The organism is Pseudoalteromonas sp. M58, from assembly GCF_042604605.1.
Taxonomy (GTDB): domain Bacteria; phylum Pseudomonadota; class Gammaproteobacteria; order Enterobacterales; family Alteromonadaceae; genus Pseudoalteromonas; species Pseudoalteromonas tetraodonis.
The window spans coordinates 3,339,009-3,348,672 of record NZ_CP152390.1 but is presented as its reverse complement, the minus strand read 5'-3'; the positions used below and the strand labels follow the sequence as shown (position 1 = coordinate 3,348,672).

Annotated in this window: 8 protein-coding genes; 6 read left to right on the top strand and 2 right to left on the bottom strand. The window is 38.8% G+C overall.

Features of this window, described 5'->3' with window-relative positions; all coding sequences use genetic code 11:
- Window positions 1–506 precede the first annotated feature (506 nt).
- From rpmH to yidC, 4 genes are all read left to right on the top strand, one after another.
- On the top strand, window positions 507–641 hold the full coding sequence (gene rpmH / locus AAGD16_RS15395; protein ID WP_008112968.1) for a 50S ribosomal protein L34: 135 nt from the start codon (window positions 507–509) through the stop codon (window positions 639–641).
- A gap of 7 nt (window positions 642–648) precedes the next feature.
- Window positions 649–1,074, top strand: coding sequence for a ribonuclease P protein component (gene rnpA, locus AAGD16_RS15390; RefSeq protein ID WP_008467046.1), 426 nt, complete (start codon window positions 649–651; stop codon window positions 1,072–1,074).
- A gap of 126 nt (window positions 1,075–1,200) precedes the next feature.
- Window positions 1,201–1,476: a membrane protein insertion efficiency factor YidD gene (gene yidD, locus AAGD16_RS15385; RefSeq protein WP_008467044.1), complete on the top strand. Its 276-nt coding sequence runs from the start codon at window positions 1,201–1,203 to the stop codon at window positions 1,474–1,476.
- A gap of 8 nt (window positions 1,477–1,484) precedes the next feature.
- Window positions 1,485–3,119 (top strand): membrane protein insertase YidC, encoded by a 1,635-nt coding sequence (gene yidC / locus AAGD16_RS15380; RefSeq protein ID WP_013466276.1) that lies wholly within the window; start codon window positions 1,485–1,487, stop codon window positions 3,117–3,119.
- A gap of 54 nt (window positions 3,120–3,173) precedes the next feature.
- Here the strand turns inward: yidC and AAGD16_RS15375 are convergent, their stop codons facing one another.
- Window positions 3,174–4,382, bottom strand: a complete 1,209-nt coding sequence (locus AAGD16_RS15375) for a PepSY-associated TM helix domain-containing protein (RefSeq protein ID WP_377112858.1) — start codon at window positions 4,380–4,382, stop codon at window positions 3,174–3,176.
- Between the two features lie 9 nt (window positions 4,383–4,391).
- Window positions 4,392–6,521: a TonB-dependent siderophore receptor gene (locus tag AAGD16_RS15370; RefSeq protein ID WP_377112855.1), complete on the bottom strand. Its 2,130-nt coding sequence runs from the start codon at window positions 6,519–6,521 to the stop codon at window positions 4,392–4,394.
- Window positions 6,522–6,726: 205 nt separating this feature from the next.
- Between AAGD16_RS15370 and mnmE the strand changes: the two genes are divergently transcribed.
- Window positions 6,727–8,091 carry a tRNA uridine-5-carboxymethylaminomethyl(34) synthesis GTPase MnmE gene (gene mnmE / locus AAGD16_RS15365; protein ID WP_013466273.1) on the top strand — a complete coding sequence of 455 codons (1,365 nt, stop codon included), beginning with the start codon at window positions 6,727–6,729 and terminating at the stop codon, window positions 8,089–8,091.
- A gap of 961 nt (window positions 8,092–9,052) precedes the next feature.
- Window positions 9,053–9,502: an FMN-binding protein MioC gene (gene mioC, locus AAGD16_RS15360; protein ID WP_016900013.1), complete on the top strand. Its 450-nt coding sequence runs from the start codon at window positions 9,053–9,055 to the stop codon at window positions 9,500–9,502.
- The last annotated feature ends 162 nt before the right edge of the window (window positions 9,503–9,664 follow it).

The window sequence follows — 9,664 nt, the reverse complement described above, 5'->3', positions numbered from 1 at the left end:
AGTAAAACTCCCAGAGATATAATTTTTATTCCCGCACATCAATAATGATTCAAAAATCACACCTGTATTGCGTTTAAATGGCTCAATAAGCAGCCCAAGACCGACTATTATGAATGCACTTTATCCACAAGTAAAAGATTGATTTTTATAAAATTGTTGATATCGATGTATAAATATAATAACAGACTGATTTAAATAGCTTTTTATTTTAAAGCCTGATTAGAGATCATAACAAAACTGGCAGCAGATCGCGACTATAATTTATGATCTAATTTACTTTTCCCATGCTTTTATTCACTTTTTATACAGGGGCTGTGGAAAACTTCTTATTTATGATGATCCTATCGGATCATGAAAATTGATCATAAATAAACATGCTTTACGCGCTCTATTATGATTGACTTTTCGTCACTTCATCTATAATATCTCGCGCTCGCAATGGCACCTGTGCCAGGATCGCGACCTGCATAGGATGTTTTAACTTTAACCGATCGGATGAGATTGTTATGAAAAGAACTTTTCAACCTAGCGTTTTAAAACGCAAACGTACACACGGTTTCCGTGCTCGTATGGCAACTGTAAATGGCCGTAAAGTATTAGCTCGTCGCCGTGCTAAAGGCCGCAAAGTTCTTTCTGCTTAATTTATAAGTGGAAGACTTTAGCTTTGGCAGGGAGTTACGTCTGTTAACTCCCTCGCATTACTCTCGCATATTTAATGAACCCGCTCGGGCTGCAACTCCTTTCTTTACTTTATTAGCAAAACCAAGTGACCAGTCAAAACCTAGGTTAGGCCTTACTGTTGCTAAAAAACGTGTAAAAAAGGCATGTCAACGAAACCGTATTAAACGTCTTGCTCGCGAAAGTTTTCGTTTAAACCAACATACTCTCGATAATATAGATATTGTGTTGATGGTAAAAAGTGGCATTGATGAACAGTCCAATGAAGAATTAACCAAACAACTAACAAAGTTGTGGCGTAAAATTAATGAACGCTGCAAACCCGGTGCCCCTAAACCGCCACCATTTAAAAAACGCCCAAACAAATCAGCTAAATCGACTAAACAAACTCAATAGCAATAGAATTACAGGGTTAATTAAGGTATCTTTAGCTCACCTTTTAATCATGCGTTTAAAATCTTAAAGTAAGTCTTTAAATACATGGTATCTATTCACTAAACATAACGTAGGGGCATGTACAACATGAGGTTACTTAAACCACTTGCTGCGTTACCAACACGTTGTTTAGTTTTATTTATCCGCGGTTATCAAAAGTGGATTAGCCCGCTATTGGGTCCGCATTGTCGTTTTAATCCAACCTGTTCTAGCTACGCTATTCAAGCAATTAATTTGCATGGTGCAGTAAAAGGCAGTTGGCTCGCAGTTAAACGCATATTAAAATGCCATCCTTTACATTCAGGTGGAGACGACCCCGTTCCTGAAAAATTAACCCGTATTAACCACCAACACGAGAAATAAGAGCTGTTATGGAATCGCAACGCACGTTTTTATTCATCGGCCTAATGCTAGTGTCGTTTTTATTATTTCAAGAATGGAATAATGACTACAACACGCCAAAAGCCGATCCTAGTGCCACTACACAAACACTAAAAGCAAACTCACCGGAATCAGATGATTATGTTCCAGCTTCATCAGACTCTGGTTTACCTGCTTCAACTACTTTAGCTAAACGCTCAGTCATTGATATTACAACTGACGTGTTCAAAGTTAAAATTGACACCAAAGGCGGTGACATTGTTGAAACAGACTTAATTAATTATAAAGAAACCAAAGGCAGTGATGTTCCTTACATGCTACTTGGTGAGTTTGATGGTAAACAATACTTTTCACAAAGTGGTTTAATAGGTTTAAATGGCCCAGATGCATCTGCAAATGGTCGTCCTACTTACCAATCAGAGCAAACCTCTTACACCTTAACAGGTGATGAGCTTCGCGTTCCACTGCAATTTACCGACAGCAACGGTGTAAGCTTTACTAAGACTTATGTATTCAAAAAGGGTCAGTATGATGTTGGCTTAGAATATAAAGTTAACAACACCACCAGCGCGCCTGTTCAAGTACAGCTTTACACACAAATAAAGCGTACCGTACAAGAAAAAGGCAGCATGGTTGATCAAAACTATTTAGGGGCTGCATACGGTACAGATGAGGAACCATACGAAAAGTATAGTTTTTCAGATATGGCCGATAAAAACCTAAACATTAATACCCAAGGTGGTTACGTTGCCTTTATTCAGCATTACTTTGTAAGTGCTTGGGTACCAATGCAAGATCAAGCGAATACACTTTATAGTTTAATCACTAAAAGTAACGCAGCTATTATTGGTGTTAAAGACGAAGCGGTAAATGTTCAAGCTGGTAGTGAGCAAGTACTTACTGCAACTTATTACATGGGCCCTAAAGAGTCAGATAAACTTGAAGCGATTCACACTGACCTAGACTTAACCGTTGATTACGGTTGGTTATGGTTTATCTCTCAGCCGTTATTTGTACTATTAAAATGGTTACACAGTATTTTAGGTAACTGGGGTGTAGCAATTATAGCCATCACTATTATCGTTAAATCATTAATGTACCCACTTACTAAAGCACAATACACCTCAATGGCTAAAATGCGTGCATTACAGCCTAAGATGAAAGCGCTAAAAGAAAAGTATGGCGATGATCGTCAAAAATTCGGCCAAGCGACCATGGAAATGTACCGTAAAGAAAAAGTAAACCCTATGGGTGGCTGTTTCCCTATTTTACTGCAAATGCCAATCTTCTTAGCCTTGTTCTATGTATTCTTAGAGTCTACAGAACTTCGTCACGCTGAATTTGTACTTTGGCTAACTGACCTTTCTGCGAAAGACCCATACTACGTATTACCAATCTTATTTGGTGCGAGTATGTTTATAACGCAAAAACTACAACCTATGACGGTTACCGATCCAATGCAGCAAAAAATGATGACCTTTATGCCGGTTATCTTCTCTGTGTTCTTCTTATGGTTCCCATCTGGTTTAGTACTTTACTGGTTAGTGTCTAACCTTATCTCTATTGTCCAGATGTTAATCATCTACCGTGGCATGGAAAAGAAAGGTATTAAAGTAAGGGGCTAACTCCCCTTACCTACAAAAAAGGCGACCTAGGTCGCCTTTTTTAATATCTGAAATTTACTCACTAAGAATAGGCGAATAAAGCGACTTTGGTACACTGCGCTCACTAAAGTTCACACCCGTTATTGTCAGAGAGAAAATAGCTAAACCTATCGCCACGTAACCTGATATGCCTAACCACTCAAAAACAGTTTTTTTACGCCTCACTCTGAGCCAACTCATATATATGCCAACAGCACTAACAAAACTCATAAAACCGCCGAATAGCGCCCAAATAAGTTTAGTGCCGAGGCCTGCAAAGTTACCAAAATGCAAAGGATCGGCAGTATCTTTAATACGAGGAATAAGCGGTAAATCCTCTCCTTTTTGTACTGCTAATACTGTACCTGTCGTTGGCTGTAAATACACACGATTGGCGCGTAAACGAAGTAAAATATCATCGTTATAGCCACGTACTTCAATAGGTTGATTCTTTTTATTACCATAACGTATATAGCGAATATCAAGCGTCGGAAATGCCTGCTGCGCAGCGTTATAAGCCTGAGTTAAGCTTATTGGTGTTGCATTAACAGTGGGTATTTGTTTTTTAAATTCACTAACAGCGACTGGTGGTGCAATATAATGCTTTATTTTCGCTGTTTGCAAACCATGTTCAATAAGGTACCACAGACCTGTTATGGCTATGATAGCCATAAACCACATACTCCATAACCCAAGAAACTTATGCCAATTAGACCAGCCATTACGTTTATCTAAAACTAGCTGGGCAGGCTTTTTAAAAAAGCCCTGCCACCAGCGACGATACACATAAAAACTCGAAACCAGCAGAATAACCAATAAAATACTTAAGCTTGTAACAATTAGCTTACCTATCCAGCCCATGGATAAATACATGTGCCAGTTACGTAAAAACCGTGAAGCACGTGCCCATTCCCCCTCACCTAACACATGCCCTGTGGCTGCATCTAAATAAATAAACCGAAATGCGTCATCTATTTTTAGTGCAACTTCCAAAGCCAAGTACTCTTGCTTATGGCGCTGAAGATACAATACTTGTGCACCTGAATAATGCTTGTTGAGGGTATTTTCAATGGCTTGATAGTTGGTGATTGAAGAGGACGTTAACGCACGATACTTACTGTCTGTCAGGTATTCAATTTCATGACTTAACGTCGCAAGTGTACCAGATAAACAAACAACAAAAAGCAGGACACCAACAAAGAGCCCTGCCCATGAATGCAGATTAAACCATTGTCTAGCGTTCACACGCCACCTTTAAAAGCTGTATTTAGCACTAAGATAAATACGGCGAGGTTCACCTGGGAAGTGCCCTGTACGTTCAATAAAGCCACTACTAGCATATTCTTTATCAAACAAATTTTTAACCGACAATTGCCACTGCCAATTATCTACTGTGGTTTGCCATGCCATATTATAAATAGTGTAAGGCTTAACTTGTTGACCACCTAAGCTTAGCTGTTCGTCAACATAGTCTAAACCGGCAGAAATAGAGGAAGATAAGCGAGGAAGCTCGTAGCGTGTCCAAATGCCCACTGTATTTTGTGGGGCATTAGCAAACTTATCACTATCAGGGATTTGATTACGAATGCTTTCATTCGCTTTAGTGATACGGGTATCATTATAGGCATAGTTAGCAGTCACAACCCAGCGCTCGGTAATATCACCAACCACTTCAATTTCGAATCCTTTACTTTCTACTTCACCTACAGCCACTAGGTCGTCAACACCATCGCCAGCCACATCACCTAATAAGCTTGCTTGGAGGATATTTTCACGAACAATATTGTAAGCAGCCAAATTAACTGCCAAGCTATCATCAAGCAGTTTACTTTTTAAACCAACTTCATTGATACGGCTTGTTTCTGGAGAAAATGGCCCACCCTTAGCCGTTTCTTGATCACTTGCACTTTGTGGAACAAAGCCCGTACCGTATAAAGCATAGGGGTAGAAAGTATCGTTAATGTTGTAAGTTGTACCCACACGATAAGTCACATCACTATCTGAAAACTCAGTTTGATTTAACTCGTCTTTATCTTCAAAGCGATCATATCTTAACCCTGCGGTGATACTCCAATTAGTGGTAATATCGAGCTGATCTTGAACATAAGCACCAAAACGAGTGCTATTCGTTCGACCTAACCGTGGTGTAATGCTATCTAAATTATAATCATCACCCGCTGTAAGACCATATTCAGGGTTGTAAAGATCAAGCCCGGGTACAGGTCCACCTTGACTCTGTTGCTTTGCCGTACGATATACACTTTCAAAGTTATGCTCATACCAATCACTACCTAGTAATACTTGATGTTGCATATCAGCCAATACAAACTCCGCAACCGCATTAGCCGTTAAACTAAAACCTTCATTCTCACGAACTTGATCACGAAACTCTCGATCACTCCAATCAAGCACACCATCGCTATCTGTATCATCGAGTCCTTTCGGTTCATGATAGTTTTGCACTTCTTTATTATCGAAATAACGAGCCGTAATATCCGTTCGCCAAATATCATTAATATCGTGCTTTAAAGTAGCTTGATAAACATGAGCTTCAACATTTTGAAAGTCAGTCGCTTCATTATGATTCCAGCTAATATCTGTAATAAATTGGCCATTATCATCAGCGGGGACACCGCGTAAACGTGCACCACCTAATTCTTGCTCAATAAAAGTGTATTGCGTAGTCAGCTCTGTCGCACTATTAATTAACCAAGTATAACCAAGATCAACAATGGTGTTATCGCTACTGGTATTAGTACGAAATGGATTTTCTGAATCACGATATAAACCAACACGGTACGCATGGTTATCGAGCGATTCACTTAGCGTACCAGTACTTTGTATTGCCCCACTGAAAAAGTCATCATTACCTACTTCAACTTCAATGCTGTGCTCATCGGTAAACTTTGGCTTTTTAGTTACATAATTAATAATGCCGCCAGGGTTTCCGCTACCATAAATAGCGCCCGCAGGGCCTTTTAATACGGCAACTTGTTCAATATTAAATAACTGTGGGACAGCAAAACCATTAAATGGGTCGCCTTTTACACCATCGTATAAGATCTCATCTTGGCGAAAACCACGAAACGTCACCCCGGAATAACTAAATGCGTTAACCCCTGCAATATTGCTATATAAATCGGTAATTTGACGTGCAGCCTGATCGTTAATTAACGCTTGGGGAAGAATTTGAATGGACTGCGGGATTTTCTCAATTGGGGTATTTGTGCGAGTCCCAAAACTGGATTCTGTTGGTCTGTATAAAGAAAAAGCACGGCCAACAACATCAATAGTTTCTATTTCATTTTCAATATTTTGATTTTCAGCTAGTGAAGAACCTGAAAAACTGACTAGAACAGCCAATAAAACTGGAGAATAGCGCATAAAGTTTAAGTACGTAGAAAAATAATACGCATATGCTAATGAATATAGTTATCATTTTCAATAACTGATTATTAATTAAAACTAAATAATGAAATGCTTAAAATGTATCTGCTGACGCATTTTTACATACAGCTATTCGCATGAAATAAAGCCATAGGTTACAATACAAACCAGCATTCACTTTCATATTGGCAATTTCAAACGCATGATTAATCAAGACACTATCGCAGCACAAGCAACCGCACCAGGACGTGGTGGGGTTGGTATTATTCGTGTTTCAGGCAGCCTAGCAAAGCAAGTCGCTGAGAAAATAGTAGGCAAAATACCTAAAGTTCGCTTTGCCGACTACGTGCCTTTTAATAACCTTGCAGGGGATCAGCTTGACCAAGGTATTGCAATTTACTTTGCCGGCCCACACTCATTTACCGGTGAAGACGTACTCGAACTTCAAGGCCATGGTGGCCCTGTTGTCCTTGATATGCTACTTAAAGAAATAAGTAAAATAGACGGTGTACGTTTAGCAAAGCCTGGTGAATTCTCTGAGCGTGCCTTTATGAACGACAAGCTTGATTTAACTCAAGCTGAAGCTATTGCCGATTTAATTAATGCAACCAGTGAACAAGCGGCCAAAAGCGCCCTACAGTCACTTCAAGGTCAATTCTCTAAGCATATAGAAACCTTAGTAGAAAAAGTCATTCACTTACGTATGTATGTAGAAGCGGCTATTGATTTTCCTGATGAAGAAATCGATTTTTTATCTGATGGAAAAGTCGGCGGTGATTTGAATGCCATTATTGAGCAACTTAATGCGGTTACCAATCAAGCCAAACAAGGTAGCATAATGCGCGAAGGTATGCGTGTCGTTATTGCAGGTCGTCCTAATGCAGGCAAATCAAGCTTACTTAATGCATTAGCAGGACGAGAAGCGGCAATCGTAACTGAAATAGCCGGCACCACCCGCGATGTACTTCGTGAGCACATACATATAGATGGTATGCCACTACATATAATCGACACCGCAGGCCTGCGTGAAAGCCCAGATCGCGTTGAACAAATAGGTATTGAGCGTGCATGGGATGAAATAAACCAAGCCGATCGCGTGTTATTTATGCTTGATGGTACAGATACAGCCGATACCGACCCTCATGCTATTTGGCCAGAATTTATGGCTAAGTTACCCCAAGGTATGGGCGTGACCGTGATCAGAAACAAAGCCGATTTATCAGGTGATGTAGTCGGTATGGATCAAGAGCAACAATATCCGGTCATCAGTTTAAGCGCTAAGAATGCTGACGGCATAGAACTAGTGCGTGAGCACTTAAAAGCCTGTATTGGTTTTGATGGGGCCACAGAGGGTGGATTTATGGCGCGTCGTCGTCACTTAGATGCCCTTGAGCATGCAGCCTACCACTTAGATACCGGTAAAACACAATTAGAAATGCATGTGGCCGGTGAAATTTTGGCTGAAGAACTGCGTTTAACGCAGCAGTATCTTAACGAAATAACTGGTGAATTTACCTCAGATGATCTACTTGGCAAAATATTTAGCTCGTTTTGTATCGGTAAATAGTCAAATTAATAAGTAACGATATAATTTATTAAGGGCGCTTAGGCGCTCTTTTTCATGCCTAATATTTACAATAACAACTCACCTAGCTGTGTTTTAATAATCCACTTTAAAAACCAAACAGACTACAAATACAGTTTAAGCTGCACTTATATCAGCCTCAATTCGCCTTTAATAATGTACATAAAAGATTTTACAAGGCCAATAATCACAGCAAATAGCGGCTAGAACGCCTTAATTTATAGAAAAAATAGCTGTAGTTATGCTTATTAAACACTCTAAAACTGAAGCTATAGCATTGGTTATCCATGTTTGAATAGGGGGAATTATCAAGTCATAAAAACAAAACGTAACTAAAAAATACGTTTTGTTCGTCTACACCACCAGCAAAATTCAGTTAAATATTCACTTTAGATCACTCAAATTTATTTTTTTGCAGATCAGTTATCCACAATTGCGTGTTTTTTTGCTTCAGCGAGGAATTAAACGTCTTTAAAATGGGGAAATAAGCTGTATTTAATTAAAAAAGGGCTGTTTATAAAAAATAATAATGGTTATTTAGCCTGATCTAATCAAATAGATCATTTTTTAAAATTTTTTTCGATCCCAATTTAAGGTTATCAACAAGCTTTATATCCACATTAAGATCAACAAGCATCTATACGTTTTTTTTCAATCGCTGGTGGCAAATACTAAATATAAAATCAATGACTTAGCAATAAAACTGCAACTTTAATTGATAGTTAAGCAGAGCTTTCCCCAACCTTATCAACAACTTGATCAGAAGATTACATTTAAAGATATTTTGTTAAACCTTTAATTATCAAGTAGTTAAGCAGTACATTTAAGTGAAGGCTTAAATAAGTACAAAAATAGTTATACAAAATGGCACTCTTAACTTTACTGTTATACTCACTGGGCTATCATAGGCGGCAATTAAAACTAATAGTGATCACAAATATTCATGAGTTCAGTAAATCTTATCGTTGGTAGTCAAATGGGATCCGCAGAATACGTTGCCGAGCAACTAAACGATGCGCTTAATAGCCAAGGTATTAATACCCAACTACATGATCAACCTGAATTTAGTGAAATAGATCAGCAAAATACCATTTGGTTAATTTGTACATCAACCTATGGTGCGGGTGATTACCCAGAAAACCTTATTAACTTTGTTGATGAGTTATCTCAAGTTGATGATTTATCGCACTTAAAGTACACGGTCATTGCTTTAGGTGATACCAGTTATGACACGTATAACCTTGCAGGGCGTAATATAGATACGCTTTTAAGCCAAAAAGGCGCGATACAGTTAGCACCGCGCTTAGAACTGAATATTCTTGATGAAGCACTTCCAGAAGATACGGCCTTAGCTTGGTTAGACTCGTGGATAGCAAAAACAGGTCTAAAATAGAAAGATCAAGTAAAAAGTTATAAATAAAGTTACCCACAATTTACTAATAATTTAACAGATTTTGTGGATAAACACTGATTAAACTGCTTTTTTAACCATGCTTATCCATGGGATAAGATCGAGACTTGATCGGCCTGTGCATAACAGCCTGTTTTGATCAGA